This is a genomic window from Oryzobacter faecalis (genome assembly GCF_046764005.1).
Lineage (GTDB): Bacteria > Actinomycetota > Actinomycetes > Actinomycetales > Dermatophilaceae > Oryzobacter > Oryzobacter faecalis.
In genome coordinates this window covers 293605-319961 of record NZ_JBKOFW010000004.1, presented here as the reverse complement: position 1 = coordinate 319961, position 26357 = coordinate 293605, and the positions used below count along the sequence as shown (strand labels likewise).

23 protein-coding genes and 1 tRNA gene are annotated in these 26357 nt (G+C 75.3%); 15 read left to right on the top strand and 9 right to left on the bottom strand.

The window, feature by feature from the left end; translation table 11 throughout:
• Positions 1–32: 32 nt before the first annotated feature.
• Positions 33–1013, bottom strand: coding sequence for a selenide, water dikinase SelD (gene selD / locus ACK8HX_RS10410; protein ID WP_411940623.1), 981 nt, complete (start codon positions 1011–1013; stop codon positions 33–35).
• 39 nt (positions 1014–1052) lie between these two features.
• On the opposite strand from selD, the gene ACK8HX_RS10405 reads away from it, so the two are divergent.
• The 13 genes from ACK8HX_RS10405 to ACK8HX_RS10345 all read left to right on the top strand — a co-directional run bounded on the left by ACK8HX_RS10405 (position 1053) and on the right by ACK8HX_RS10345 (position 15197).
• Positions 1053–1147 (top strand) — tRNA-Sec (locus ACK8HX_RS10405).
• A gap of 17 nt (positions 1148–1164) precedes the next feature.
• On the top strand, positions 1165–2490 hold the full coding sequence (gene selA / locus ACK8HX_RS10400) for an L-seryl-tRNA(Sec) selenium transferase (protein WP_411940622.1): 1326 nt from the start codon (positions 1165–1167) through the stop codon (positions 2488–2490).
• A 1-nt stretch (position 2491) separates the two neighbouring features.
• Positions 2492–4003, top strand: a complete 1512-nt coding sequence (gene selB / locus ACK8HX_RS10395) for a selenocysteine-specific translation elongation factor (protein WP_411940621.1) — start codon at positions 2492–2494, stop codon at positions 4001–4003.
• Positions 4004–4012: 9 nt separating this feature from the next.
• Positions 4013–5266: a DUF6986 family protein gene (locus ACK8HX_RS10390; protein ID WP_411940620.1), complete on the top strand. Its 1254-nt coding sequence runs from the start codon at positions 4013–4015 to the stop codon at positions 5264–5266.
• 4 nt (positions 5267–5270) lie between these two features.
• Positions 5271–6134, top strand: a complete 864-nt coding sequence (gene pucL, locus ACK8HX_RS10385; RefSeq protein ID WP_411940619.1) for a factor-independent urate hydroxylase — start codon at positions 5271–5273, stop codon at positions 6132–6134.
• Complete coding sequence (gene uraD, locus ACK8HX_RS10380; protein ID WP_411940618.1) at positions 6131–6652, top strand: 2-oxo-4-hydroxy-4-carboxy-5-ureidoimidazoline decarboxylase; 522 nt, start codon at positions 6131–6133, stop codon at positions 6650–6652. The genes pucL and uraD overlap by 4 nt, the downstream gene beginning before the upstream one ends.
• A complete protein-coding gene (uraH, locus tag ACK8HX_RS10375; RefSeq protein WP_411940617.1) occupies positions 6652–6972 on the top strand; it encodes a hydroxyisourate hydrolase in 321 nt (106 codons plus the stop codon). The genes uraD and uraH overlap by 1 nt, the downstream gene beginning before the upstream one ends.
• Positions 6962–8293: an allantoinase AllB gene (gene allB, locus ACK8HX_RS10370; RefSeq protein WP_411940616.1), complete on the top strand. Its 1332-nt coding sequence runs from the start codon at positions 6962–6964 to the stop codon at positions 8291–8293. Before uraH ends, allB begins: the two co-directional genes overlap by 11 nt.
• The gene (locus ACK8HX_RS10365; RefSeq protein WP_411940615.1) at positions 8290–9117 is read left to right on the top strand and encodes a bifunctional allantoicase/(S)-ureidoglycine aminohydrolase; all 828 of its coding nucleotides are present in this window, start codon (positions 8290–8292) and stop codon (positions 9115–9117) included. The genes allB and ACK8HX_RS10365 overlap by 4 nt, the downstream gene beginning before the upstream one ends.
• Positions 9118–9210: 93 nt before the next feature.
• The gene (locus tag ACK8HX_RS10360) at positions 9211–10671 is read left to right on the top strand and encodes a xanthine dehydrogenase small subunit (protein ID WP_411940614.1); all 1461 of its coding nucleotides are present in this window, start codon (positions 9211–9213) and stop codon (positions 10669–10671) included.
• Positions 10668–13004, top strand: coding sequence for a xanthine dehydrogenase molybdopterin binding subunit (gene xdhB / locus ACK8HX_RS10355; RefSeq protein ID WP_411940613.1), 2337 nt, complete (start codon positions 10668–10670; stop codon positions 13002–13004). The genes ACK8HX_RS10360 and xdhB overlap by 4 nt, the downstream gene beginning before the upstream one ends.
• Position 13005: 1 nt before the next feature.
• Entirely contained in the window at positions 13006–13821 is an 816-nt protein-coding gene (gene xdhC, locus ACK8HX_RS10350; RefSeq protein ID WP_411940612.1) for a xanthine dehydrogenase accessory protein XdhC, read from the top strand.
• Positions 13818–15197, top strand: coding sequence for a guanine deaminase (locus tag ACK8HX_RS10345; RefSeq protein ID WP_411940611.1), 1380 nt, complete (start codon positions 13818–13820; stop codon positions 15195–15197). The genes xdhC and ACK8HX_RS10345 overlap by 4 nt, the downstream gene beginning before the upstream one ends.
• Here ACK8HX_RS10345 and aceB read toward each other — a convergent pair.
• The 7 genes from aceB to ACK8HX_RS10310 all read right to left on the bottom strand — a co-directional run bounded on the left by aceB (position 15160) and on the right by ACK8HX_RS10310 (position 22100).
• The gene (gene aceB / locus ACK8HX_RS10340; protein ID WP_411940610.1) at positions 15160–16740 is read right to left on the bottom strand and encodes a malate synthase A; all 1581 of its coding nucleotides are present in this window, start codon (positions 16738–16740) and stop codon (positions 15160–15162) included. The genes ACK8HX_RS10345 and aceB overlap by 38 nt on opposite strands.
• A 36-nt stretch (positions 16741–16776) precedes the next feature.
• Positions 16777–18366, bottom strand: coding sequence for an LGFP repeat-containing protein (locus ACK8HX_RS10335; RefSeq protein ID WP_411940609.1), 1590 nt, complete (start codon positions 18364–18366; stop codon positions 16777–16779).
• Complete coding sequence (locus tag ACK8HX_RS10330) at positions 18363–18896, bottom strand: hypothetical protein (protein ID WP_411940608.1); 534 nt, start codon at positions 18894–18896, stop codon at positions 18363–18365. Before ACK8HX_RS10330 ends, ACK8HX_RS10335 begins: the two co-directional genes overlap by 4 nt.
• Before the next feature lie 10 nt (positions 18897–18906).
• Positions 18907–19518 (bottom strand): hypothetical protein, encoded by a 612-nt coding sequence (locus ACK8HX_RS10325; protein ID WP_411940607.1) that lies wholly within the window; start codon positions 19516–19518, stop codon positions 18907–18909.
• Positions 19519–19604: 86 nt separating this feature from the next.
• The gene (locus tag ACK8HX_RS10320; RefSeq protein WP_411940606.1) at positions 19605–20489 is read right to left on the bottom strand and encodes a thioredoxin domain-containing protein; all 885 of its coding nucleotides are present in this window, start codon (positions 20487–20489) and stop codon (positions 19605–19607) included.
• A gap of 1 nt (position 20490) precedes the next feature.
• Positions 20491–21024 (bottom strand): MauE/DoxX family redox-associated membrane protein, encoded by a 534-nt coding sequence (locus tag ACK8HX_RS10315; RefSeq protein WP_411940605.1) that lies wholly within the window; start codon positions 21022–21024, stop codon positions 20491–20493.
• Positions 21025–21038: 14 nt separating this feature from the next.
• On the bottom strand, positions 21039–22100 hold the full coding sequence (locus tag ACK8HX_RS10310; RefSeq protein ID WP_411940604.1) for an LLM class F420-dependent oxidoreductase: 1062 nt from the start codon (positions 22098–22100) through the stop codon (positions 21039–21041).
• 147 nt (positions 22101–22247) lie between these two features.
• On the opposite strand from ACK8HX_RS10310, the gene ACK8HX_RS10305 reads away from it, so the two are divergent.
• On the top strand, positions 22248–23420 hold the full coding sequence (locus tag ACK8HX_RS10305; RefSeq protein ID WP_411940603.1) for a nucleotide sugar dehydrogenase: 1173 nt from the start codon (positions 22248–22250) through the stop codon (positions 23418–23420).
• A gap of 16 nt (positions 23421–23436) precedes the next feature.
• Here ACK8HX_RS10305 and ACK8HX_RS10300 read toward each other — a convergent pair whose 3' ends face one another.
• Positions 23437–25299, bottom strand: coding sequence for an HNH endonuclease signature motif containing protein (locus tag ACK8HX_RS10300; RefSeq protein WP_411940602.1), 1863 nt, complete (start codon positions 25297–25299; stop codon positions 23437–23439).
• 603 nt (positions 25300–25902) lie between these two features.
• Between ACK8HX_RS10300 and ACK8HX_RS10295 the strand changes: the two genes are divergently transcribed.
• Positions 25903–26355, top strand: coding sequence for a CoA-binding protein (locus ACK8HX_RS10295; RefSeq protein WP_411940601.1), 453 nt, complete (start codon positions 25903–25905; stop codon positions 26353–26355).
• The last annotated feature ends 2 nt before the right edge of the window (positions 26356–26357 follow it).

Here is a 26357-nt window from a genome sequence, read left to right as displayed (position 1 = left end):
GGCGACCACCCGAGCACGCGACTCCGGTGTGCTCAGCGGGCCAGGGCCACCCGGGGTGCGCCCGCGACCGTCTCGCCGATGACGACCCCGCCCGGGACCTCGCCCACCACGAGGAGCCCCCCGCTCGTCTGGGCGTCCGCGAGGAGGACGAGGTCGTCCTCCCCGACCCCCTCGACGACGTCGAGCGAGGGGCGGGCCCACTCGAGGTTGCGGCGGGACCCGCCGCTGACGAAGCCGTCGCGGACGGCCTCCCGCGCACCCTCGAGCAGGGGCACGGCGCCGACGCCGAGGCGGGCCCCGACGCCGGAGGCCCGCAGCATCGTCACCAGGTGCCCGAGGAGGCCGAAGCCCGTGACGTCGGTGGCCGCCAGGACGCCGGCCGCGACGGCGTCCCGGGCCGCCGGGCCGTTGAGCGCGGTCATCGCCTCGACCGCCTGTGGGAACACCTCGCCGGTGCGCTTGTGCCGCGTGTTGAGCACCCCGGTCCCGAGGGGCTTGGTGAGGCTGAGCGGCAGGCCGGGAGCGGCGGCGTCCTTGCGCAGCAGGCGGTCGGGGTGCGCGAGCCCGGTGACCGCCATCCCGTACAGCGGTTCCGGCGAGACGATCGTGTGCCCACCAGCGACGGCGCAGCCGGCCTCGCGCGCGACGTCCGCCCCACCGCGCAGCACGTCGGCGAGGAGGTCCAGGGGCAGGGTGGCGCGCGGCCAGCCGGCGACGTTGACCGCCAGGACCGGCTCGCCCCCCATCGCCCAGACGTCGGAGAGGGCGTTGGCCGCCGCGATGCGCCCCCAGTCGTAGGGGTCGTCGACGACGGGGGTGAAGAAGTCGACGGTGCTGACGACGGCCCGGTCGCCGTCGACCCGGACCACGGCGGCGTCGTCGCCGGTGTCGGCACCGACGAGGAGGTCGGGGTGCCCGGGCAGGTCCACGCCCGCGAGGAGGTCGGTGAGCTCGCCGATCGGGACCTTGCAGGCGCACCCGCCGCCGCTCGCGTACTGCGTCATCCGGACCATCGCGTGCCCTCCTCGACCCGCTCGGCTAGCCTCGCGGACGGAGGCGTCCGGGGCCTGGTGGTCCCCCCGGTCTTCAACACCGGTGGAGCCGAGCACCTCGGCTCGGCGGGTTCGATTCCCGTCCGCCTCCGCCAGCCTACGAGGAGGTCCGGTGTCGGAGCCGCGAGCGGTCGACCCGAGGCGGTCGGTGCCCCGCACCGACGTCCTCCTCGCCGACCCCCGGGTGCGGGCCGCCGTCGAGCGGCTCGGCGCGGGCGTCGTCCGGCCGGCCGTCACCGAGGCCCAGGACCGTGTGCGCCGCGGCCTCCTCGACCCCGCCGACGCCGTCGACGCCGTCGTCGGCACCCTCCCCGGCCTGGCCACCTCGCTGCGGCCCGTCCTCAACGCGACGGGCGTCGTCCTCCACACCAACCTGGGCCGGGCCCCGCTCTCGACCGCGGCCGCCGAGGCGATGACGGCGGCCGCCGGCACGGTCGACGTCGAGCTCGACCTCGCGACGGGCCGGCGCGGGCCCCGCTCCCCCGGGGTCGTCGGCGCCCTCCTCGCCGCGGTCCCCGCCGCGGAGGCCGCCCTCGTCGTCAACAACGGCGCGGCCGCCCTGCTCCTCGCGACGACCGCCCTCGCCGGCGGCGGCGAGGTCGTCGTCAGCCGCGGCGAGATGGTGGAGATCGGCGACGGGTTCCGGCTGCACGAGCTCGTCGCGTCGGCCGGGGTGCGGGTGCACGAGGTCGGCACGACCAACCGCACCCACCTGCGCGACTACGCCGACGCCGTCGGGCCGGCCACCGGCGCCGTCCTCAAGGTGCACCCGAGCAACTTCACCGTCGAGGGGTTCACCCGGGACGTGCCGGTCGCCGACCTCGCCGCGCTCGGTGTCCCGGTGGTCCACGACATCGGCAGCGGGCTGCTGCGGCCGCACCCGCTGCTGCCGGCCGAGCCCGACGCGACGACCTCCCTGCGCGAGGGCGCGGCCGTCGTCACCTGCAGCGGCGACAAGCTCCTCGGTGGGCCGCAGGCCGGGATCGTCCTCGGCCGGCGCGACGTCGTCGAGCGGATGCGCCGCCACCCCCTCGCCCGGGCCCTGCGTCCGGGCAAGACCACCCTCGCGGCGCTCGAGGCGACGCTGCGCGGCCCGGTCCCGCCCGTGCACGCGGCCCTCACGGCCGACGCCGCGGACCTCCGGCGCCGGTGCGAGCGGATGGCGGCCGCGCTCCTGCGCGGGGATGTCGCCGCCGAGGTCGTGCCGTGCGCGGGGCGGGTGGGCGGCGGGTCGGCCCCCGGTCTCGTCCTCGACGGGTTCGCCGTCTCGCTCGACGCCCGGTTCGCCGACCGGCTCCGCGGCGGGGACCCGGCCGTGCTCGCCCGCGTCCACGAGCAGCGCACGCTCCTCGACCCGCGCGCCCTCGACCCGGCCCACGACGACGTGGTCGTCGCCGCCGTCCTCGACGCCGCCGCACCGGCCGGCGACGAGGGCTGACGTGGCAGTCGTCGCGACGGCCGGGCACGTCGACCACGGCAAGTCGGCGCTCGTCCGCGCGCTCACCGGCACCGACCCCGACCGGCTCCCCGAGGAGCGGCGCCGGGGCCTGACCATCGAGCTCGGCCACGCCCGGCTCGACCTCGACGACGGGCGCGGCGTCTTCCTCGTCGACGTCCCGGGCCACGACCGGCTCGTCGGCACGACCATCGCCGGAGTCGGGCCCGCGGGCGGGGTGCTGCTCGTCGTCGCGGCCGACGAGGGGTGGAGCGCGCAGACCGAGGAGCACCTCACGGCAGTCCGCGCGCTCGGCCTCACCCGGCTGGCACTCGCCGTGACCAAGACCGACCTCGCCCCGGGGGACGCGGTGCTGGCCGACGCCCTCGGCCGGCTCGCCCGTCACGGACTCGACCCCGTGGCGACCGCCCTGACGTCGGCGCGCACCGGCGCGGGGCTCGCCGACGCGAGGACGGCCCTGCGTGCGCTCGTCGACGCGGCACCGCCGGCCGACACCGGGGCGCCCGTGCGGCTGTGGGTCGACCGCTCGTTCACCGTGGCCGGGTCCGGGACGGTCGTCACCGGCACGCTCCCGGCGGGAACCGTGCGCGTCGGGGACGTCCTCGAGGTCGGTGGGACGCGGGTGACCGTGCGCGGCCTCCAGGTCCACGGCGACGCCGTGCGCTGCGCGTCGGCACCCACGCGGCTGGCGGTCAACCTCCGCGGCGTCCCGGTGGCCGACGTCCCGCGGGGCAGCCTCCTCGCGACCCCCGGGGTGGCGTCCGCCGCCACCGTCGTCGACGTCCTCCTCCACCGGCTCGCCCGCACGACCCCGACCCACGCCGTGCTCCACGTCGGGACGGCCGCGGCCCCGGTGCGGGTCCGCCCGCTCGGGGAGGACGCGGCGCGGCTCACGGTCGAGGGCGACCCGCTGCCCCTCGTCGTCGGCGACCGCGTCCTCCTCCGCGACCCCGGCGCGCACGAGGTCGTCGCGGGGGCCGACGTCGTCGCCGTCGACCCGGCGCCCTTCACCCGCCGCGGGGAGGCGGCCCGGCGCGCGGTCGCCCTGACGACCGGCGACCACCCCCCGCAGGAGGGGGCGACCGACCACCCTGCGCGGGGCGACCACACGGCGGCCGGCGACCACGCGGCCGCCTCCGTCCCGCCGGCCTGCGACCCGGCGGTGGCGGCCGTCGTCGCGTCGCTCGCCGCCCGGCCGTTCGCGGCCGTGCCGGCCAACCTCCTCGCCGACCCCGCCGTCACCCCCGCGGCACTCGCACGCGCCGAGGCCGCGGGCCTGCTCCTGCGGGTCGGCGGGGTGGTCGTCGCGGGCGACGCCGTCGAGCGGGCCCGGGCCCGCCTCGGCGAGCTGGGCGAGCCGTTCGGCCCCGGCGACCTGGCCCGGCTGCTCGGCACCTCGCGCCGGGTCGCGGTCGCGCTCCTCGGCCGCCTCGACTCCGACGGCACGACCAGACGCCTTCCCGACGGGACCCGGGTGCTGCGTCGCCCGGTCTAGGGTGCGGCCATGGAGAGCGAGCCGCCCGGCCTCGACCTGCTCGTCGCCGAGCTCGACGAGCGGCTGCGGGCGGTCGACGCCGCGCTGGCGGCCCACTACCCCGGGGAGCGGCCGGGGCGTCAGCCCGTGCACACCGTGTACGTCCCCGCCGACCGCTTCCACCCCGGGCTCGTCCCGGAGTACGGCCGCACGGCGCGGCGGGCCACGGAGGAGCACGAGGAGCGCCTGCTCGCCCTGCTCGGCGGTGACGGCGACCTCCTCGCCCGGGTCCGCGCCAAGCTCGGCCGCGAGCCGGTCGAGGACCTGCGCATCGACCTCGAGGACGGCTACGGCACCCGCCCCGACGACGAGGAGGACCGCGACGCCCGGGCGGCGGCCGGGGCGCTGGCCGCGGCGGTGGCCGCCGGCACCGCCGCCCCCTTCACCGGCCTGCGGTTCAAGGGGCTGGAGGCGCCGACGCGCCACCGCGGGGTGCGCACGCTCGTCCTCTTCCTCGAGCGCCTCCTCGAGGACGGCCCCCTCCCGGAGGGGTTCGTCCTCACCCTGCCCAAGGTCACCGCGGTCGAGCAGGTCGAGGCCCTCGTCCACGCGGCGAGCCGGCTCGAGCCCGCGCTCGGCCTCGCCGACGGGGCGCTGCGCTTCGAGCTGCAGGTCGAGACCCCCCAGTCGGTCCTCGGCCCGGACGGCACCGCGCTCGTGGCGCGGATGGTCCACGCCGCCGGGGGCCGGTGCACCGGGCTGCACTACGGCACCTATGACTACTCGGCCGCCTGCGGCATCGCGGCGGCCCATCAGAGCCTCGAGCACCCCGTCGCCGACCACGCGAAGGCGGTCATGCAGGCCGCCGCCGCCGGCACCGGCGTGCGCCTGTCCGACGGGTCGACCAACGTGCTGCCCGTCGGGGGTCCCGAGGAGGTCGCGGCGGCGTGGGCGACGCACCTGCGGCTCGTGCGCCGCTCCCTCGAACGCGGCTACTACCAGGGGTGGGACCTGCACCCCGCCCAGCTCCCGACCCGCTTCGCCGCCACGTTCGCCTTCTACCGCGAGGCCCTCCCGGCCGCGGCCGAGCGGCTGCGCGCGTACGTCGGCCGGCAGGAGTCCGGGGTGCTCGACGAGCCGGCCACCGCACGGGCCCTCGCCGACGTCCTCCTGCGGGGGCTCGACTGCTCGGCGCTGTCGTCGGACGAGGTCGGTGCCGCCACGCGGCTCGACGCGCCGACCCTCGCAGCGCTGGCGCACCGCACCCACCGAGGGGAAGGCTGAGGCCATGGGGATCGTCCTGGGGGCCAACCGGTACGGCAAGGCGGAGTGTCGCGTCGTCCGGATCGTCCGCGACGGCCCGCGGCACGGGATCCGCGACCTCAACGTCTCGACGGCGCTGCGCGGCGACTTCACGGCGGCCCACACCGAGGGCGACCAGTCGCACGTGCTGCCCACCGACACCCAGAAGAACACCGCCTTCGCCTACGCGAAGCAGCACGGGGTCGCCTCGCCGGAGGACTACGCCATCGCGCTGGGTGGCCGGCTCCTCGCCGCGACGCCGGCCGCGCAGGGCGCGACCGTCCGGGTCGAGGAGTACGCGTGGGACCGCATCCCCGTCGAGGGCGCGGGCCACGACCACGCCTTCGTGCGCCGGGGCGGCGAGGTCCGCACGGCCGAGGTCGACGTCACCGACGCCGGGGCCGAGGTGGTCTCCGGGCTGCGCGACCTCGTCGTCCTCAAGTCGACCGGGTCCGAGTTCAAGGGCTTCCTGCGCGACGAGTACACGACCCTCGCCGACGCCGACGACCGCATCCTCGCCACCTCGCTGCGGGCGACCTGGCGCCACGCCCCGGGGTCGGTCCCCGACTGGGACGCCTCCCACGACGCCGTGCGGTCCCTGCTCCTCGCCACCTTCGCGACAACCTACAGCCGGGCCCTCCAGGAGACCCTCTACGCCATGGGCCGGGCCGTCCTCGAGGCCCATCCCGGCCTCGTCGAGGTCTCGTTCGCGGCACCGAACCGCCACCACCTGCTCGTCGACCTCGCCCCCTTCGGGCTCGACAACCCCGGCGAGGTCTTCGTCGCCGCCGACCGGCCGTACGGCCTCATCGAGGCGACGGTGCTCCGCGAGCCGGAGGACGGCCGATGACGACCGGCCCCGACGTCGCGCGGTTCGACGCCTGGCCCGAGGACGAGGCCCGCCGACGGCTGCTCACCTGCCTCGACGTCCCGCGCTGGGCCGACGAGGTCGTCGCGGGGCGGCCCTACACCGACCTCGGCGCCCTCGAGGACCGGATGACCGCGGTGGCCGCCACCGTCACCGACGACGAGCTGGCGCGGGCCCTCGCCCGGCACCCGCGCATCGGCGAGCGGGCCGACGCGAGCCGGCACGAGGCGGCCCACTCCGCGCGGGAGCAGTCCGGCGTCGACCGCGGCGACGCCGACCTGCTCCGGGCGCTCGAGGAGGCCAACCACGCCTACGAGGAGCGCTTCGACCGCGTCTTCATCATCCGGGCGGCCGGGCGCACGGGCCGGGACGTCCTCGACGAGCTCGCCCGGCGGCTCGACAACACCCCCGCGGCGGAGCGGACCGAGACGGTCGGGCAGCTGACGCAGATCGCGGTGCTGCGGCTGCGCGAGGCCCTGTCCAGCGAGGAGAGCACCTGATGGCATCGGTCAGCACCCACGTCCTCGACACCTCCACCGGCCGCCCCGCCGCCGGGCTGCGGGTCACGCTCGAGGCCCCCGACGGCACGGCCCTCGCCCGGGGGACGACCGACGGCGACGGCCGGGTCGCCGCCCTCGCCGCCGACGTCGGCGAGGGCGAGCACCGGCTGCGGTTCGCCACCGGCCCCTGGTTCGACGGGCAGGGGGTCGCCGCCTTCTACCCCGAGGTCGTCGTCGCCTTCACCGTGCGCGACGCCGAGCACTTCCACGTCCCGCTGCTGCTGAGCCCCTTCGGCTACTCGACCTACCGTGGCAGCTGAGACCCTCCTGCGGGCCGGCCGGGCCGTGGTCGACGGCAGCGAGGCCGCGGCGTCGGTCCGCATCCGCGACGGGGTCGTCGTCGACGTCGCGGCGGTCGGCGCCCCCGCGGACGGGGCCGACGTCGTCGAGCTCGCCGACGACGAGGTGCTGCTGCCGGGGCTCGTCGACACGCACGTGCACTGCAACGAGCCCGGGCGCACCGAGTGGGAGGGCTTCGCGAGCGCGACCCGCGCCGCCGCGGCGGGAGGGGTGACGACGATCGTCGACATGCCGCTGAACTCGATCCCGCCGACGACGTCGGTGGCGGCCCTCGCGGTGAAGCGGGCCGCGGCGCAGGGGCAGGCCTGGGTCGACGTCGGCTTCTGGGGCGGGGCGGTCCCGGGGAACGTCGACGACCTCGCCGCCCTCCACGGCGCGGGCGTCCTCGGGTTCAAGTGCTTCCTCCTCGACTCCGGTGTCGAGGAGTTCGCCCCCCTGACTCCCGACGGGTTCGCCACGGCGATGGCCGAGACGGCCCGGCTGGGAGCGCTGCTGGTCGTCCACGCGGAGGACGGCAGCGCCGTCCGCGAGTGCGCGCACGGGAGGGCGTACCGCGACTTCCTCGACAGCCGGCCCGACGCGGCCGAGGAGCGCGCCGTCGCCCTCGTCGTCGGCACCGCCCGGGCCACCGGTGGACGCGCCCACGTCGTCCACCTCAGCGCGGCGGGGGTCGTCCCGGCGCTGCGGGCGGCGCGCGACGCCGGGGTGGCCGTGACGGCGGAGACCTGCCCCCACTACCTGTACTTCGAGTCCGGGTCGATCCCGGACGGCGCGACCGAGCTCAAGTGCTGCCCGCCCATCCGCGACGCGGCCAACCGCGAGCGCCTGTGGGCCGCGCTCGCGAGCGGCGCCATCGACCTCGTCGTCACCGACCACTCCCCCTGCACCGCCGACCTCAAGGCCGGCGAGAGCGGCGACTTCGCCGCCGCGTGGGGCGGGATCGCCTCCCTCCAGCTCGGGCTGCCCGTCGTGTGGTCGGCGGCCCGCGAGCGCAGGGTGCCCCTCACCGACGTCGTGCGGTGGATGGCGACAGCGCCGGCCCGGCTCGTCGGCCTGGAGGGCAAGGGCGAGATCGCCGTGGGAGCCGACGCCGACCTGTGCGTCTTCGCCCCGGAGGCCCCGTGGGTGGTCGACCCGGCGCGGCTGCACCACAGGAACCCCGTCTCGCCCTACGCCGGGCGTACGCTCACCGGCACCGTCCGGCAGACCTGGCTGCGCGGACGTCCGGTCGACCTGGCCGCCGAGCCCCGGGGACGGCTGCTGGAGAGGGGAGCGAGATGAGCTACTGGGTGCTGCGCGGTGGCCTCCCCGCGCAGGGAGAGCTGACGACCGACCGGGCCGTCTTCACGACGTCCTACGCGGTCCTGCCCCGGGGCACGATGCGCGACATCGTCACGAGCCGGCTCCCCCACTGGGACGACACCCGGCTCTGGGTCCTCGCGCGGCCGCTGTCCGGGTTCGCCGAGACCTTCTCGTGGTCCGTGGTCGAGGTGGGCGACGGCGGTGGGTCGACCCGCCCCGACGACGACCCGGACGCCGAGTCGGTGCTCTTCGTCGTCGACGGCTCGCTCGCGCTCTCCGTCGACGGCACGGCGCACGCCCTCCGCCCCGGGAGCTACGCCTACCTCCCGCCGGGCCTCGACTGGACGCTGCGCGGCGAGGGTGGCGCCACCGCCACGTTCCACTGGATCCGCAAGGCGTACGAGCGGGTCGACGGCGTCGAGGTCCCCGAGCCCTTCGTCACCCACGAGGACGACGTGCCGGTCGAGCCGATGCCGGACAGCGGCGGCGCCTGGGGGACGCAGCGCTTCGTCGACCCCCTCGACGTCCGCCACGACCTCCACGTCAACATCGTCGGCTTCGAGCCGGGTGGCACGATCCCCTTCCCCGAGACACACGTCATGGAGCACGGCCTGTACGTCCTCGAGGGCCGGGCCGTGTACCTGCTCAACACCGACTGGGTCGAGGTGCAGGCGGGCGACTTCATGTGGCTGCGGGCCTTCTGCCCCCAGGCGTGCTACGCCGGGGGTCCGGGACGCTTCCGCTACCTGCTCTACAAGGACGTCAACCGGCACCCTCGCCTCACGAAGACCCCGCGCATGTGAGCCGCGTCACGTAGCATGGATGCCGGCAGGTCGTCGTTCGGCATGGACAACCGGCGGCCCGTGACTCCCCGAACCATGCGGCCCGCACGACGCATGCCTGCACGAGGGAGCACCGTGACCGACCCGCACCTCACCGTCAACGGGACGCGGCGCCCGCTGGCCGGCGTCGGCGCCCACACGAGCGCGCTCGACCTCCTGCGCGACCTCGGCCTCACCGGTGCGAAGGAGGGGTGCGCCGAGGGCGAGTGCGGCGCCTGCGCGGTCCTCGTCCTGCGGCCCGAGGGTCCGGACGAGGACGGCGCCGCCCGCAGCCGCTGGACGCCGGTCAACGCCTGCCTCGTCCCGGCGGCGGCACTCGACGGCCAGGAGGTCCTCACGGCCGAGGGGCTCGGCGACCCCGGCCACCTCCACCCCGTCCAGGCCGGGCTCGCCACCGGGGGCGGGTCGCAGTGCGGCTACTGCACACCCGGGTTCGCCTGCTCGATGGCCGCCGAGTACTACCGCCCGGACCGCGCGCCCGGTGCCGGACAGGACGCCGAGCACGGCCCGAACGGGTTCGACCTGCACGCCGTCGCCGGAAACCTGTGCCGGTGCACGGGGTACCGGCCGATCCGTGACGCCGCGTGGGCCCTGGGCCCGGTGCCCGCCGACGACCCCCTGGCCCGGCGGCAGGAGCGGCCCGCACCGCCCACCACACCCACGCGCCTGGGCGGCTTCGTCCGGCCCGCCGACCTCGCCCAGGCCGTGGTGGTCCTGGCCGAGCACCCCGACGCCGTCGTCGTCGCCGGGTCCACCGACTGGGGCGTCGAGGTCAACCTCAAGGGGCGGCGCGCGTCGTCGGTCGTCGCGGTCGACCGGCTGCCCGAGCTGCGGGGCGTGTCCGTCGGGGACGGCGTCGTCGAGGTCGGCGCAGCCCTCACCCTCACCGAGGTCGAGCGGGCCCTCGGCGACACCGTGCCGCTGCTCGCCCGGGTCTGGCCGCTCTTCGCCTCGCGGCTGGTCCGCAACAGCGCCACGATCGGCGGCAACCTCGCCACCGCCTCCCCCATCGGCGACCTCGCCCCCGCCCTGCTCGCCCTCGACACCGCCCTCGTCCTCACCTCGCCCGAAGGCGAGCGAGAGGTTCCGCTCGAGGAGTTCTTCACCGGCTACCGCGCGACCGTCCTGCGGCCCGCCGAGCTCATCCGCTCCGTGCGGATCCCCCTGCCGCCGGCCACCCACACGACGTTCCGCAAGGTCGCGAAGCGGCGCCTCGACGACATCAGCAGCGTCGCGGTGGCCGTCGCCCTCGACGTCGTCGACGGCACCGTCACCCGGGCCCGGGTCGGGCTCGGTGGCGTCGCCGCCACCCCGCTGCGCGCCCGCGCCACGGAGGCCGCGCTCGAGGGCCGGCCCTGGGACCGGGGGACCGTCGAGGCCGCTGCGGCCGTCCTCGCCGGCGAGGGCACGCCGATCGACGACCAGCGGGCCAGCGCCGCCTACCGGTCGGCGATGCTCGGCACCGCGCTGCCCGCGTGGTGGGCCGAGACCGCCGGCAGGGAGGTCCGCGCATGAGCCACCTGTCCCGCCGGCCCGACGACGCCGTCGTCGGGCTCGCCCTCCCCCACGAGAGCGCCGACCTCCACGTCACGGGACACGCGCTGTACACCGACGACCTCGTCCTCCGCACACCGGACGTGCTCCACGCGTACCCCGTGTGCGCTCCGCACGCCCACGCCCGGCTCACCCGGCTCGACGTCGCACCGGCCCTGGAGGTCGAGGGCGTCGTCCGGGTGCTCACGGCCGACGACGTGCCGGGGGTCAACGACTCCGGGGTCAAGCACGACGAGCCCCTCTTCCCGAGCGAGGTGATGTTCGTCGGGCAGGCCGTCGCGTGGGTGCTCGCCGAGACCCTCGAGGCCGCCCGGCTGGGGGCCGCCGCGGTCACGACGGGCTACGAGCCGCTGCCGTCGCTCGTCACCGTCACGGAGGCGATCGCCGCCGAGAGCTACCAGGGGACGCCCCAGCTGCTCGAGCGGGGTGCCGTCGACACCGCCCTCGCCGCAGCCGCGCACGTCTTCACCGGGACGACCGAGATGGCCGGGCAGGAGCACTTCTACCTCGAGACCCAGGCCTCGCTCGCCCTCGTCGACGAGGGGGGTCAGGTGTTCGTCCAGTGCAGCACCCAGCACCCGACCGAGACCCAGGAGATCGTCGCCCACGTCCTCGGGATCGCCTCGCACGCGGTCACGGTCCAGTGCCTGCGGATGGGCGGGGGCTTCGGCGGCAAGGAGATGCAGCCCCACGGCTTCGCGGCGGTGGCCGCCCTCGGCGCGACGCTCACCGGCCGCCCCGTCCGCGTCCGCCTCGACCGCGCCCACGACATGGCGATGACCGGCAAGCGCCACGGCTTCCACGCGACATGGCGGGCCGGCTTCGACGACGACGGCCTGCTCGTCGGGCTCGAGGCCACCCTCACCTCCGACGGGGGCTGGAGCCTCGACCTCAGCGAGCCGGTGCTGGCGCGGGCGCTGTGCCACGTCGACAACGCCTACTGGATCCCCCACGTCCGCCTGCGGGGCCGCGTGGCGCGCACGCACAAGACCTCCCAGACCGCGTTCCGCGGGTTCGGCGGGCCCCAGGGCATGCTCGTCATCGAGGACGTCCTCGGCCGGTGCGCCCCCCTCCTCGGCCTCGACGCGACCGAGCTGCGCCGCCGCAACCTCTACGGCGAGGGGCAGTCGACCCCCTACGGGCAGCCGGTCCGCCACCCGGAACGCGCCGTGGCCGCGTGGGAGCAGGTGGTGGCCTCGGGCGACGTCGACCGGCGTCGCGCGGAGGTCGCCGCGTTCAACGCCGCGCACCCGCACCGCCGCCGGGGGCTGGCGACGACGCCCGTCAAGTTCGGCATCTCGTTCAACTTCACCGCCTTCAACCAGGCCGGCGCCCTCGTCCACGTCTACAAGGACGGCTCCGTGCTGCTCTCCCACGGCGGCACCGAGATGGGCCAGGGGCTGCACACCAAGATGCTCCAGGTGGCGGCCACGGCCCTGGGCGTCCCGCTCGAGCGGGTCCGCCTGGCCCCGACGCGCACCGACAAGGTGCCGAACACCTCGGCCACGGCGGCCAGCTCGAGCAGCGACCTCAACGGTGGCGCCGTCAAGGACGCCTGCGAGCAGGTCCTCGCCCGCCTGCGGGAGGTCGACGCCGGACGGGGCCTGCCGTGGGACGAGCTGGTCCGCGAGGCGTACCTCGCCCGGACCCAGCTGTGGGCCGCCGGCTTCTACCGCACCGAGGGCCTGCACTGGGACCCCGTCGCGATGCAGGGCCGTCCGTTCAAGTACTTCGCCTACGGCGTCGCGGCGTCCGAGGTCGAGGTCGACGGCTTCACGGGGGCCTACCGGGTCCGGCGCGTCGACATCGTCCACGACGTCGGGGACAGCCTCTCGCCGCTCGTCGACCTCGGGCAGGTCGAGGGTGGGTTCGTCCAGGGGCTGGGCTGGCTGACCCTCGAGGACCTGCGGTGGGACGAGTCGGACGGTCCCGGGCGGGGGCGGCTCACCACGGCGTCGGCCTCCACGTACAAGCTGCCGAGCATCGGCGAGCTGCCGGACGAGCTCCACGTCGCCCTGCTCGCCGGGGCCCACGAGGACGGCGCCGTCTACGGGTCCAAGGCCGTCGGCGAGCCACCGCTCATGCTGGCCCTGTCGGTCCGCGAGGCCCTGCGCGAGGCCGCCGCGGCCTTCGGACCGCCCGGCACGAGCGTCGAGCTCGCGTCCCCGGCGACGCCCGAGGCCGTGTTCTGGGCGGTCGAGCGGGCCCGCCGCGCCGCGCCGGCGCCCGCCCACGCGACGGCACCCGCCGAGGGGCAGGCACCCGCACCGGCACCCGTCGCGGCGGAGGCCTGAGATGGGCTGGCTGGCGGCGGTCGAGGCGCTGCGCGAGCAGCGGCTCCCGGGCGTCCTCGTCACCGTCGCCCACGTCCGTGGCCACGCGCCCCGTGAGGCCGGGGCCAAGTTGGTCGTGGCCGCCGACGGCACGTGGGGCAGCGTCGGCGGGGGCAACCTCGAGCAGACCGCGGTCACCCGGGCACGCGCCCTCATCGGGTCCGGGGCCACCGGGCCCGAGCAGCTCACCGTCGCGCTGAGCGAACGGGCCCGCACCGAGCACGGTCGGCAGTGCTGCGGCGGGGAGGTGACGCTGCTCCTCGAGCCCCTGCCCGTCGTGCCGTCCGTCGCCGTGTTCGGCGTCGGGCACGTCGGGCTCGAGCTCGCGCGCGTCCTCGCGGGCCACGACCTCGACCTGCACCTCGTCGACTCCCGCGCCGCCGAGCTCACCGACGACCGGCTGTCTGCCGTCCTCGGCGGCGAGGCCCGGGTCCGGGTGCACCACTGCCCTCTCCCCGAGCTGGCCCTCGGGGCCCTGCCGGCCGGGACCCACGTCCTCGTCATGACGCACGACCACGCCGAGGACTTCGCCCTGTGCGACGCCGCCCTCCGCTGCACGCACCTCGGCACGGTCGGCCTCATCGGGTCGGCGGCGAAGTGGGCCCGCTTCCGCGCCGGTCTGCGGTTGGAGGGCCACGACGATGCCACCGTCGACCGCATCCGGTGCCCGATCGGCCTCGCCGGGCTGCCCGGCAAGGCTCCCGCGGCGATCGCCGTGTCGGTCGCGGCCGAGCTCGTCGGGCTGTTCGCGACCGAGCGGTCCCGGGCCGAGGCATGACCGGCGCGTGCGTCGTCTACCGGGCTCGCGCCTACGACACCCCGCACGACCCGTTCACCGACCCGCTCGACGGTCCCGGCTTCCGCTACGACGACGACCTCGGGCTCGCGGTCTCCGCCGCTGGGGTCATCACCACCCGCGGGCCCTTCGCCACGGTCGCGGCTTCGCACCCGGGCGCCCCCGTCATCGACCTGCGGGAGGGACTGCTGCTCCCCGGCCTCGTCGACACCCACGTCCACTTCCCGCAGGTCCGGATCATCGGGGCGCTCGGGATGCCACTGCTCGAGTGGCTCGAGCGGTCGGCACTCCCCGAGGAGGGACGCCTCGCGTCGGCGGAGTACGCGGCCACCATCGCCGGGGAGTTCGTGGCGGGGCTGGTCTCGGCGGGGACCACCACCTCCCTCGTCTTCGGCTCGCACTTCGCGCCGGCGGTCGACGCGCTCCTCGCCGAGGCCGCCCGTTTCGGGCTGCGGGTGACGAGCGGGCTGGTCGTCAGCGACCGCAACCTGCCCGAGCCGCTGCTCACCACGCCCGAGCGGGCCCACGGCGAGGCGCTCGCCCTCGCGTCCCGCTGGCACGGTGTGGACCGGCTGCGCTACGCCGTGACGCCCCGGTTCTCCCTCTCCGCCTCCGACGGCATCCTCGAGGCGTGCGCCGGCGTCCTCGCCGACGTGGACGGCGCGTCGTTCACCTCACACGTCAACGAGAACCCCCACGAGGTCGCCGCCGTGGCCGGTCTGTTCCCGCACCGCGCCCACTACGTCGACACCTACGACCACCACGGGCTCCTCGGACCGCGGTCGGTCCTCGCCCACGACGTCCACCCGACCGACGAGGAGCTGCGCGTGCTGGCCGCCCGCGGCACGGCGGTGGCCCACTGCCCGAGCAGCAACGCCGCCCTCGGGTCGGGGATCCTCCCGCTGCGCCGGCACCTGGCAGCCGGGGTCCGCGTCGCGCTCGGCTCCGACGTCGGCGCCGGCACGGGCTTCTCGATCCTCAAGGAGGGCCTGCACGCCTATGCCCAGCAGCGACTCCTCGGCGACGACGGGCTCGTCCTGACCCCGGGCCAGCTGCTCCACCTCAGCACGATGGCGGGGGCCGAGGCGCTGGGGCTGTCCTCCGTCGTCGGTGACCTGTCGGAGGGCAAGGAGCTCGACGCCGTCTGGGTGGTCCCACCGCCGGGGACGGCCCTCGACATCGGGCTGCGGCACACCGAGTCGCCCGCGGAGGCGCTCGGCAAGGTCTTCGCGCTCGCCGGCGACGCCGATGTCGCGAGCGTCTGGGTCGGCGGCGAGCAGATCGCCTCGGGCGGGTTCGTGCGCCCCGTCGCGCGCGGTGTCACTCCCCCCGGCCGAGCAGCACGCGGTACGCCCTGAGGGTGAGGAAGTCGGGGAACTCCTCGCCGAGCGCTCCCTCGACGAAGAGCGCCCGCGCCTCCTCGCCGACCGCCTCGCCGAGGGCGGCGCACTCCTCCTCGACGACCCGCTCGACGAGCTCGCGGGTGACGACCTCACCGGTGTCCAGGCGCGCCGCGGTGTTCACCCACTGCCAGACCTGCGAGCGGGAGATCTCGGCCGTGGCGGCGTCCTCCATGAGGTGGTCGATCCCGGCCGCCCCGTTCCCGGACAGCCAGGCCTGCAGGTAGAGCATGGCCACCCTGACGTTGCCGCGCAGCCCGGCCTCGGTGCGCTCGCCGGGCGTGCGGTCGACGGCCAGCAGGTCCGCGGCGGTGACCACCACGTCGTCGCGCAGGACGTCGAGCTGGTTCTCGCGCCCGTCGAGGACGGCGTCGAAGACCTCGGCGCACACCGGCACGAGGTCGGGGTGCGCCACCCACGACCCGTCGAAGCCCGCGCGCGCCTCGCGGGTCTTGTCCTCGCGCACCTTGGCGAGGGCCCGTTCGTTGACCTCGGCGTTGCGGCGGCTGGGGATGAACGCCGCCATGCCGCCGATGGCCGACGCGCCCCGCCGGTGGCAGGTGCGCACGAGGAGGTCGCTGTAGGCCCGCATCATCGGCGCGGTCATCGTCACGGCGTTGCGGTCCGGGAGGGTGAACGCCGGCCCGGCGTCGCGGAAGTTCTTGATGATGCTGAACAGGTAGTCCCAGCGGCCCGCGTTGAGCCCGGCAGCGTGGTCGCGGAGCTCGAAGAGGATCTCGTCCATCTCGAAGGCCGCGGTGATCGTCTCGATGAGCACCGTCGCCCGCACCGAGCCGTGCGGGATCCCGAGGGTGGCCTCGACGTGCGTGAACACCTCGTCCCACAGGCGGGCCTCGAGGTGGGACTCCGTCTTGGGCAGGTAGTAGTAGGGGGCGCTCCCCCGCTCCAGCAGCTCGCGGGCGTTGTGGAAGGCGTGCAGCCCGACGTCGACGACGGCGGCGACGACGGGGCGACCGGCCACGGTGAGGTGCTCCTCGTCGAAGTGCCACCCGCGGGGGCGCGGGATGACGACGGGGGCCGCGGCGGGGTCGCCCACGGCGTACTCCCGGCCGTCGGGTGAGGTGTGGGCCAGCCGGCCCCTCGTGGCGTCGAGCAGGGTGAGCTGACCGCCCACGACGTTGCGCCAGTGCGGGGTGTTGGCGTCCTCGAGGTCGGCGAGCCAGACCCGGGCACCGGAGTTGAGGGCGTTGATCGCCATCTTCGGGTCGGTCGGCCCGGTGATCTCGACCCGCCGGTCGCGCAGGTCCGCAGGCAGGGGTGGCACGGTCCACTCGGCGTCGCGCACCTCGGCGGTCTCCGGGAGGAAGTCGAGGGTGCCGGTGCGCGCGATCTGCTCGCGCCGGGTCCGGCGGGCGGCGAGCAGCTCGTCACGGCGCCCGTGGAACCTCGCGTCGAGGTCGGCCACGAAGGCCAGGGCCTCGGGGGTGAGGACCTCGTCGGACCTCGGGACGGGTGGGGCGGAGATCTCCGGGCCGGCCATGGAGCCACGCTAGCCCGCCGGCCCCCGGGCGCGGTCCTACGCGGTGATGGTGCCGCCCTCGAACACGCCCGTCGTCGTGCCGTTGGGGTTGACCACCGTGTGCTGGACCGGGTATCCGTACCGGCCGCGGGTGCCACCGGCGTCCTCCCACTCGCTGAGGACCGCACCGAAGACCGCGTACGCGGCCGACCCGGTGGGTCCCCAGATCCCGCCACCGCGGAATCGCTGCGAGACACCGGAACTCGTCACGACCTGCTCGGCCGTGGGGAAGCTCAGCCGCCCGCCCTCACGCCCGACCTGCTGCCACGCGACCCAGACGGCACCGTGGACGGAGGTGGGCGTGGTCCAGGGGCTGTCGACGAGGCAGCCCGTCTGGAACCGCTGGATCCAGGACCAGGACGCCAGGTCCTGCCGCGCCGCGACCGGGAAGCCCAGGGGCCCCGTCTCACGACCGGAGGCGACCCACCTGGTCCAGCGGATGCCGTCGACGGCGACGGGCGAGGTCGCCGCGCTGTCGACGATGCCCCCCGCCTGGAAGCGCTGCAGCCACGCGCCGCCCGCGAGGGTCTCGAGCGCCGCCACCGGGTAGCCGAGGGCACCCGTCTCGCGTCCCGCGGCGACCCAGACGCTCCACCGTGGGCCGGAGACCACCTGGGTCGCGGTGGAGGCGCTGTCGACGATGCAGCCCTTCTCGAACACGTGGATCCAGCCACCGTCGACGAGCGCCGAGCTCCGCTGCGCCTTCGGGTAGCCGAGCTCGGGGATGCCGCCGTTCGCGGCGTAGAAGGCGCTGACCGCCGAGGTCATCGCCACGGCGGGCGTCGTACTGGTCCACCAGATCCGCCCCCCCTGGTAGTCGACGTAGCGACCGCGCCCGTCCGCGGCCGACCGGATCGGGCCGGTCGACGCGCGCAGGTAGGAGCGCTGGGCACCCATCGCCTTGTACTGCTTCTCGATCGGACCCCACTGCGGCAGGTAGGGCGAGCTGTGCTCGGCCGTGGCGTCGCTGCGGAACGAGGTCGTCGAGCAGTTGTCCCACGAGTAGGGCGCGACACAGGACACGACCCTGCAGTGGACCCCGCCGCTGCACTTGACCTGGGTGTTGCACTGGCCGTAGCGGAAGGCGTTGCAGCATTCGCGCCGCTGGTCGCAGGTGGCGGTGGATCCCGCGCGGCAGGAGCAGTTCCAGCACTTCGAGTCGCAGATGTGGTCGGAGCACCCGCTCGTGCACTTCGTGCACTTCGCGTTGCAGTCGACGATGTACCGGTACCCGCCGCCGCACCACGAGGAGTCGGCGGCCTTCCACCAGCCCGCGGTGAAGCTGCCCGGCGGGCACGCATTGACGCCCTTGTTGACGGTGGCGCAGAAGATGCTCCACCCACCGGAGTACGTCGTCGACGGGCCGCAGATCGTCGCGTACGCGCTCTGCGGCATCAGGGCATAGGCGCGGGGGTTCGTCGCGAGCGCCGACCCGGCCACGGCCGCTCCGACGAAGAAGCCGCGCCGGCTCACCGACCGCCCGCGCGAGAGCCGGTCGACCAGCCGCACGAGCCCGGAGGGCCGGGTGAGGACGTCGTCGAGGGCGCTCGACCCGGGGGCGGCCGGCTCGGGCCGGACGACGGTCACACGACCACCCCCCGGCGGCGCAGGACGGGGGCCCGCTCGACCGCGAGCGAGCGGACGACACCGGCTGCCCGCGGCACGGTCGCCATCCGTCGGCCGTGGCTCCCGATGACGGTGTAGAGGCAGAAGGCCCGCTCGCCGACGGAGAAGAAGTGCTGGCTCGCGCTGCGGCCGGGGAGGGCACGCTGCATCCGGGCGGGCGAGAACTGGGACGGGGCCAGGCGCGGCCACCCGCGACGCTCGAACAGCCCCGTGCCGGCGAGGTCGGAGCCGTACTCGACGAGGGCGACGAACACGTCGTCGGGCGCCATGACCTCGACGAGGCCGGACCCGAAGTCACCGATGGCGGCCGGGAGCGGGCGGGAGGACACGTGGACCACGGGCATGGTGCGCTCGGTGGGGCCGGTCGCGCGCTCCCCGGTGCCGCGTCCACCCGGGTCGGCGGCCTCCGCGCCGTCGACGACCCGGCGGACCATCGTGGCCGACCACCCGGTCGGCACGTCGACGGAGATCCCGAACCCACTACGCCTCATGCCACTCCCGTCAGGTCCACGTCGCCATCGTCAGGGGCGCGATGGCGAGGACCGTGGCCCCCAGTGAGAGGCCCACCCTAGCCACGATGTCAGCAACCCGCGCCCCGAGCGCGACGCCACGCAGGGCCTCCCACAGCCGCTCGCGCGAGTCGACCCGGGCCATGAGGACGAGGGGCAGCGCCCGGACCAGCCCGAACACGACACCGAGCAGCGCCCCGACCCACGGCGTGCCCGAGAGCAGCGAGAGGAGCACGACGGCGTACGTCGTCGAGCTCGTGACGATCGTGACGACGCCGAACCCGAGCTGGGCCCCGAACCCGACGCCCACGACCCAGCCGCGGTAGCGCCCGATCCACGCCTCGTCGACCTGGCGGCGCCACGAGGGCAGCTCGAGGCCGCCGACCCGCAGGTCGAGGGCGAGCCCGACGAGCAGGAGCAGCGCCGCCACGACGAACCCCGTCGGCGACAGCCGCCAGCCCTGCGGCACCAGGGCGCCGACCAGGGCGGCGAGCAGCCCGATGGCGAGGCCACCGAGCGTGGAGGAGACGACGTAGGCGGTGGTGGTCAGCCACCACCGGGAGGCGCGGGCCCGTTCACCGAACGGGCTGATGCTCGAGAGCATCGACTCGCCTCAAGGCGACCACGTCGCCCGGACCGCCGCGAGCACCGCCATCGGCAGCCCCACGGCGAGGACGACGTCGAGGGCGCTCACGCGCGCGGTTCCGGCGGGTCGTCGGGCGGCTCCGGGGAGGTGTGCAGGCTCGGGTGACCGGGCTGGATGCCGGCCGCGAGCAGCTCGGCGTCGATCCGGCCCAGGTCGTCGCGTCCGCCGGGGCCGGGGTCGCCGAGGAGCATCCCCGGGCCGGGGCGCCCGGCGCGGGCCCGCGCCTCGGCGCTCTCGTCCACGGCCTGCCCGAGGAGGTCGCGGACCGCGGGCCAGGACGTGGCCGACCCCTCACCGGTGACGACACCGTCCTCGATGAGGACGAAGTAGGGCGACCCGGGGATGTCGTAGTCGAGCCAGGCACCGCTCGACGCGACGACCTCGAGGCCGGGGCGGGCGAGCCTGGCGAGGGTGCGCGCCGACTCGTCGGGGACCCCCTTGGTGACGACGACGAGCCGCGCGCCCCCGGGGGTCTCGGTGTCGGGGCCGAGCTCCTGCCAGAACGTCAGGCACACGCTGCACCCGCTCGTGAGGAAGGCGAGGAGCGTCGGGCGAGCGTCACCGGTGCCGGTCGCGGCGTCCTCCGACCCGACCGCGCCGGCCGCCCCCGCCGCGCCCGCCGCGGTGGCGAGCTCGATGACGGCCGGTCTGCCCTCGAGGTCCTCACCGAGGACGTCGTGGGCCCGGCTCGAGGCCTTCCGGGTGGGCGGGGTCACCCCGGGCTCGATCGACACGGGGACCGGTCCCACCGAGGCCGTGGCGTCGTCGTGGGCGTGGTCGGTGTGGGCCGCGGCCTCCTTCTCGAGCTCGAGCCCCGCCCCGAGCTCGTGGAGCGCCTTGAGGATGAGGGCGTGGCTGCGCAGCAGCCCGAGGACGAGCACGCCGAGGAGGGCGATGGCCAGGCCCATGCCGACGAGGGCCCAGACCACGTCAGCCCCTCCCCACGCTGCGGACGGCGCGCGGGTCGACCGACGGCAGGGCCGCCATGACCTGCCACGCGAGGAACGCGACGAGGGAGACGAGTGCGAGCACCCCGGCCGCCTGTCCGGCCTCGAGGCCGGCCCACGGTGCCGCGGGGACGACGGCGGCCGCCGCGAGCCCGGCGAGGGCCGCGCCGCCGGTGAGGACGGCGTGGGCCACGGTGGGCGGGGTGTCGGCCTTGCCGAAGCACCCGCAGCTCGACACGACGCCGCCGCTCCGGAGCGCGACGACGACGAAGGCGGTGAACCCGGCGTAGAGCGCTGCGAGCAGCAGGGCCGTGGCCGGCCCGGGGACGGCCAGCGCGGCCACCCCCACGACGACCTCGGCGAGCGCGAAGGCCCGTACGGCCTCCCGGCCCACCGGCATCCCGACCGAGCGCACCGCGCGGTGCAGGTCGCCGGGGTCGAGCACCTTGGGCGCCCCCGCGACGACGAGGAGCACGGCCGCAGCCGCGTAGGGGACGGCGAGGACCTGCCAGAGCACGGGACCCACCACGGTCAGCGCCCGCGGATCAGGTGCCAGAGGTGGCCGTGCTCGTCGCGGTCGAGGAGCTCGGGGACGACGGCGCGCTCGAACAGCTCGACCCCGGAGAGGTCGTAGGCCTGCTCGACGAAGTAGGTGATGGCGTACGTCATCCCCCGCTTCTCGAGGTCGCGCAGCCGCTCGACGACCTGCTCGGGCGTGCCGACGAGCGGGCCGGTCTCGAAGGACCGGACGGTCTCGTCGACGACCTTCGCGGGGAGGCCCGCCCTCGTGTAGTGGTCGCGGATCCAGCCGATCCGGTCGCGGACCTCGCGCTCGTCGCGTCCGATGACGACGTTGTAGTTGGCGCTGCGGACGATCTCGCCGTAGTCGCGGCCGACGTCCTTGCAGTGCTGCTCGAGGACGGCGCTCTTGTGGCTGAAGGCCTCGGGCGACCCGTCGAAGTTCGTGTAGTCGGCGTACTCGGCCGCGATCCGCAGCGTCTTGCGCTCTCCGCCGCCGGCGACCCACATGGGGATCCCGTTGTGGGTGCTGCCCAGCAGGGAGGTGCCCTGGAGCGGCTGCGGGAAGCACAGTGCGCCGTCGACCTGGTAGTACTCGCCGTCGAGGGTGCCGCTTCCGGTGGTCCACATCTGGCGCATGATCTCGACGCCCTCGCGCAGCCTGGCGAGCCGCTCGCCCGCGCGGGGGAAGCCGTAGCCGTAGGCGCGCCACTCGTGCTCGTACCAGCCCGCCCCGATGCCCATCTCGAGGCGGCCCTCGGAGACGACGTCGACGGTGGCGGCGACCTTCGCGAGGTAGGCCGGTTCGCGGTAGGCCATGCACGTGCACATCTGGCCCAGCCGCACACGGCCGGTGACCCCGGCGAACGCGGCCATGAGGGTCCACGCCTCGTGGACGGACTCCTCCGTGGGCCGCGGCACCGGGTGGAAGTGGTCGTAGACCCAGATCGAGGCCCAGTCCTCGTTGCCGTCGGCCCGCCGGGCCAGGCCCGCCATGACGCCCCAGTGCTGGCCGGGGTCGATCCCGACGAGGTCGTGGCGCCAGCCCTGCGGGATGAACAGTCCGAACTTCATGCGGTGGTGCGTCCTTCCGTCGCCGAGGCCGGCGGTCCCGGGCTCACCCCCAACCCAAACCCACGGGAGGGCGTGGTGCAACCTCCGCCGTCGTCGTGTCCGCCCCGTGGCCCCGGCACCGCCACGAGCCCTCCCTAGGCTGGGGACATGACCGGGCACCTCACCGTCGTCGGCACGTCCTACGTCGGGCTCTCCCTCGCCGTCCTCCTCGCCGAGCACCACGACGTCGTCGCCCACGACATCGACCCCCGCCGGCTCGCCCTCATCGACGCCGGTCGCAGCCCCATCGCCGACCCGGACGTCGAGGAGCGCCTCGCCGCGGGTCGCCTGCGCCTCACGACGACTCTCGACCCCACCGAGGCGTACGCCGGCGCCGAGTACGTCGTCGTCGCCACCCCCACCGACTACGACGAGCGCACCAACTACTTCGACACGGCGACCGTCGAACAGGTCGCCAAGGACGTCGTCACGACCGAGCCGGAGGCGACGGTCGTCATCAAGTCGACCGTCCCCGTGGGGTTCACGCGGGCCCTGCGCGAGCGGCTCGGCACCGAACGGATCGTCTTCTCCCCCGAGTTCCTGCGCGAGGGGCGGGCCCTGCACGACAACCTCCACCCCTCGCGCGTCGTCGTCGGTGACCGGGGGCCGCGCGGGGAGCGGTTCGCCCGCCTGCTCGCCGACGCCGCGCTCGACCCCGACGTGCCCGTGCTCCTCACCGACAGCACCGAGGCGGAGGCGATCAAGCTCTTCGCGAACACCTACCTCGCGATGCGTGTCGCGTACTTCAACGAGCTCGACACGTACGCGGCGACGCACGGGCTGGACACGCGGCAGATCATCGAGGGCGTCGGCCTCGACCCGCGGATCGGCGCGCACTACAACAACCCCTCGTTCGGGTACGGCGGCTACTGCCTGCCCAAGGACACCAAGCAGCTGCTCGCGAACTACGCCGACGTCCCCCAGACCCTCATCAGCGCGATCGTCGACGCCAACACGACCCGCAAGGACTTCGTCGCCACCGACATCGTGGCCCGGGGACCGAAGGTCGTCGGCATCCACCGGCTCATCATGAAGTCGGGGTCCGACAACTTCCGCAGCAGCAGCGTCCAGGGCGTCATGAAGCGGATCAAGGCCAAGGGCATCGAGGTCGTCGTCTACGAGCCGGAGCTCACCGGCGACCGGTTCTTCGGGTCGGAGGTGGTGGGCGACCTCGACGAGCTGAAGCGGCGCAGCGACCTCATCGTCGCCAACCGCCTCGTCCCCGAGCTGGAGGACGTCGCCGACAAGGTCTACACGCGCGACCTGTTCGGCAACGACTGAGCTGCTCGCCCTGCCCTCAGAACGGGGGTGCGCCGTGCTCGCCCGTGCGGCTTCGCGCCCGACGGCGGGCGCTGCACGGGGGGTTCGGCCGGTCCAGCTCGAGGGTCGTGGGGTGGAGGTCGACGGTGCGCCGGACCCGTCGCGGGCGGTGGCGTCCGAGGTCGACTCCTCCCAGGAGGTGTTCGAGCCCGTACTCGAGGTGGCTGAACCGGTCGGGTGGGGCGGCCCGTGGTGCGGGGGTGCCGGGTGGGTCGCTGGCGGCTCTGTCCGTGTCGGGCGGTGCGGTCTCCCCTGCGGGGGGTGCGGTGCCGGTGGTGGCGGCCGGGGTCGCGGGGAGGGTGACGGTGTGGAGGGCGTCGACGGGCGCCGTGGCGCGTGAGCGGCCGGTGGGGTCGGTCCAGGTGACGGTGCCGTCGGGGCGCAGGTCGGCTCGCCAGCCGGGTCGTTGTTTGATGCGGTGGTGGCGGCGGCACAGGCACATGAGGTTGCTCGCGGTGGTGGGTCCGGCAGGCCAGGGCCGGACGTGGTCGAGGTCGCAGAACCTGGCGGCGACGGAGCAGCCGGGGAAGCGGCAGCGCCCGTCGCGGTGGCGGACCAGGGCGGCGATCCGGTCCGGTGGGCGGTAGGCGCCGGACTCTTCGTCGCTGAGCAGCGCCCCGGTGACCGGGTCACAGGACCGGGTCTGCACCCGAACCTCGTCGTGGTCGCCGTTCGCGGTCCCTCGGGGGCGGGCTCGACCCTCGTCTTGCGTGTCGCCGCGGATCATCGAGGTATTCGCGCGGGCGAGCTGGTCGGTGAGCCAGGTCGTGGCGACGAGGACCTGCTCGGTCCCGCGACCGGTGGCGACCTCGACGAACCCGCCGTCGACGGCGTCGCCGGCGGTCAGCCGATCGGCGGCAGCCACGGTCGTGGGGTCCTCTTCGGTCGCGGTAGCGGTCCGGGCGTCGGTCGCGGGCTCGGCGTCGACCGCGGGAGCCTGGTCGGTGATGGGCTCAGGCACGGGAGCGGTTGCGGGGACGGGGACGGGGAGGGTGATGACGGTGGTGACCGTCGCCGACTGCATGACGAGGTCGATCAGGGCTTGGGCGCGGGCGCGGTCGATCCGGTCGTGCACCTTGTCGGTGAGGAGCTGGTGGGCGCGGGTGTCGATCGCGGCCCACGCCTTCGCTGCCTGTTCGGAGGGAAAGGAGCCTTCCCACTGGTCGACGCCCGGTTCGCCGACGCGGCGGCGCAGCCCGCACTCCTGCCTCGCCCGGGCCGCGCGCTGCCGGAGCAGGTCGGGGCTGACCCGCGCGAGCAGCCGCCGGGTCCGGCGCCGCAGCTGGGTCCCGGTCTCGGACGCGAGGTGCTGACCGAGGGTGGCGATGACGGTCTCGGCGACCGGCGCCGGGGCCTCCTCCAGCTCGTGGGCGACGACCCCGGCCCGGTACCGGTCGAGATCGCCGGTGCGCATCGCGGCGTGGAGCCCGCCCAGGCCGGTGCAGGTGGTGGTGCCGGGGTTGCCGTCGGCGGCCCACCGGACCGCGTCGCGGACCCGGTCGCCGGCGTGGTTGGCGGTGACCTCCAGGGCCCCGGACACGACCGCGGCCGCGTCCAGGGCGACGTGCCCGGGCGCCTTGTGGGTCTCGGCGTCGGTGCCGTCCTCGAGGGTGACCGGTTCGATCGCGGCCAGGGCGACGATCGCCTCGTCCTGCACCGCCGACACCGCGTTGACGACCTGCTGGCAGGACCGGACCACCTCGGCCCACGCCTCCCGCGAGCCGCCGGTCGGTGACGGCGCGGGGAGCGCAGCGAGCAGGGTCTGCGTGTCGTGCAGGACCGTGAGGAGCTCGCTCGGATGCCCGGTGCGGCTGCTCGTCGCTGGTGCGGTGCTGCTCATGCTGTCCCCCTCCCCCTGTACCCCGATCGTACCCGCCGACGACCGTTAGCACAAGTGTTCGATCGCTCGAATGTGGATGACCCACAGCCGAATTCGCGTGGCAACCTGACGTCGGTGCCCGCCCTCGGCACCGCCCTGCGTCGGGCGAACGTGGGTGAAGATCGTCGCTGGGCCGACGATCTTCACCCACGTTCGCGGTGGGCGGGGAGGGGGCGACGCGTCTACGCAGTTCGTGGAGCACGCCGGGACGGGAGGCGAGGGGGGCGGTGCGAACAGCGGGTGGTGAGCCGGCCACGGAGCGAAACACAGCGGGACTCCGTCCAGGCGCCTGTGAAGAACCCCGAGCGGAGGGCGAGGTGGACGGTGCGCCCAGCGGGTGGTGAGCAGGCAGCAGGACGGAGCCGAGCGGGACGCCGCCCAGGCGCCTGTGAAGGAGGCCGAGCGCGAAGCGACGATCGCCGAGCGCGAGGAGGCCGCGTCATCGCGAAGCCTCGAACCCCGGCCAGGACACGAGGTGCACCCGGCAACGACGAGCCCACGGCCCACGGAGGCGTCCCGCCGGACCCCCCGTTTCACGCGGCCGCGCGGGGGCATGATGGGTCCATGGCCCACCACCACCAGAACGACCCCGACCTCGTCCGCGAGCTGATCATGGACCCGGGCGTCTGGGTCGTCGTCGGCCTCTCGACGAACACCCAGCGTGTCGCCCACCGCATCTCGAAGTGGCTGCACGTCGAGCTCGGCAAGCCGATCATCCCGGTGCACCCGAAGGCCGAGACCGTGCACGGCGCCCAGGGCTACGCCTCGCTCGACGACATCCCGGACCAGGACATCAAGGTCATCGACTGCTTCGTCAGCTCCGAGCACGTCGGCGCGGTCGTCGACGACGCGATCCGCAACAAGGACCGGCTCCAGATCGACGCGATCTGGATGCAGCTGGGGGTCGTCGACGAGGCCGCCGCGGAGCGGGCCCGGGCGGTCGGCCTCGACGTCGTCATGGACACCTGCCCGAAGATCGAGTGGCCCCGGGTCCGCAGCGAGGGCATGGCCCGCTGAGG

Bases quoted from the DNA above. Each gene is read 5' to 3' on its own strand.
- selD (WP_411940623.1), bottom strand. From the start codon at position 1,013: ATGGTCCGGATGACGCAGTACGCGAGCGGCGGCGGGTGCGCCTGCAAG.
- ACK8HX_RS10390 (WP_411940620.1), top strand. From the start codon at position 4,013: ATGGAGAGCGAGCCGCCCGGCCTCGACCTGCTCGTCGCCGAGCTCGAC.
- pucL (WP_411940619.1), top strand. From the start codon at position 5,271: ATGGGGATCGTCCTGGGGGCCAACCGGTACGGCAAGGCGGAGTGTCGC.
- uraD (WP_411940618.1), top strand. From the start codon at position 6,131: ATGACGACCGGCCCCGACGTCGCGCGGTTCGACGCCTGGCCCGAGGAC.
- uraH (WP_411940617.1), top strand. From the start codon at position 6,652: ATGGCATCGGTCAGCACCCACGTCCTCGACACCTCCACCGGCCGCCCC.
- ACK8HX_RS10365 (WP_411940615.1), top strand. From the start codon at position 8,290: ATGAGCTACTGGGTGCTGCGCGGTGGCCTCCCCGCGCAGGGAGAGCTG.
- ACK8HX_RS10360 (WP_411940614.1), top strand. From the start codon at position 9,211: ATGCCTGCACGAGGGAGCACCGTGACCGACCCGCACCTCACCGTCAAC.
- xdhB (WP_411940613.1), top strand. From the start codon at position 10,668: ATGAGCCACCTGTCCCGCCGGCCCGACGACGCCGTCGTCGGGCTCGCC.
- xdhC (WP_411940612.1), top strand. From the start codon at position 13,006: ATGGGCTGGCTGGCGGCGGTCGAGGCGCTGCGCGAGCAGCGGCTCCCG.
- ACK8HX_RS10345 (WP_411940611.1), top strand. From the start codon at position 13,818: ATGACCGGCGCGTGCGTCGTCTACCGGGCTCGCGCCTACGACACCCCG.
- aceB (WP_411940610.1), bottom strand. From the start codon at position 16,740: ATGGCCGGCCCGGAGATCTCCGCCCCACCCGTCCCGAGGTCCGACGAG.
- ACK8HX_RS10330 (WP_411940608.1), bottom strand. From the start codon at position 18,896: ATGAGGCGTAGTGGGTTCGGGATCTCCGTCGACGTGCCGACCGGGTGG.
- ACK8HX_RS10325 (WP_411940607.1), bottom strand. From the start codon at position 19,518: ATGCTCTCGAGCATCAGCCCGTTCGGTGAACGGGCCCGCGCCTCCCGG.
- ACK8HX_RS10310 (WP_411940604.1), bottom strand. From the start codon at position 22,100: ATGAAGTTCGGACTGTTCATCCCGCAGGGCTGGCGCCACGACCTCGTC.
- ACK8HX_RS10305 (WP_411940603.1), top strand. From the start codon at position 22,248: ATGACCGGGCACCTCACCGTCGTCGGCACGTCCTACGTCGGGCTCTCC.
- ACK8HX_RS10300 (WP_411940602.1), bottom strand. From the start codon at position 25,299: ATGAGCAGCACCGCACCAGCGACGAGCAGCCGCACCGGGCATCCGAGC.
- ACK8HX_RS10295 (WP_411940601.1), top strand. From the start codon at position 25,903: ATGGCCCACCACCACCAGAACGACCCCGACCTCGTCCGCGAGCTGATC.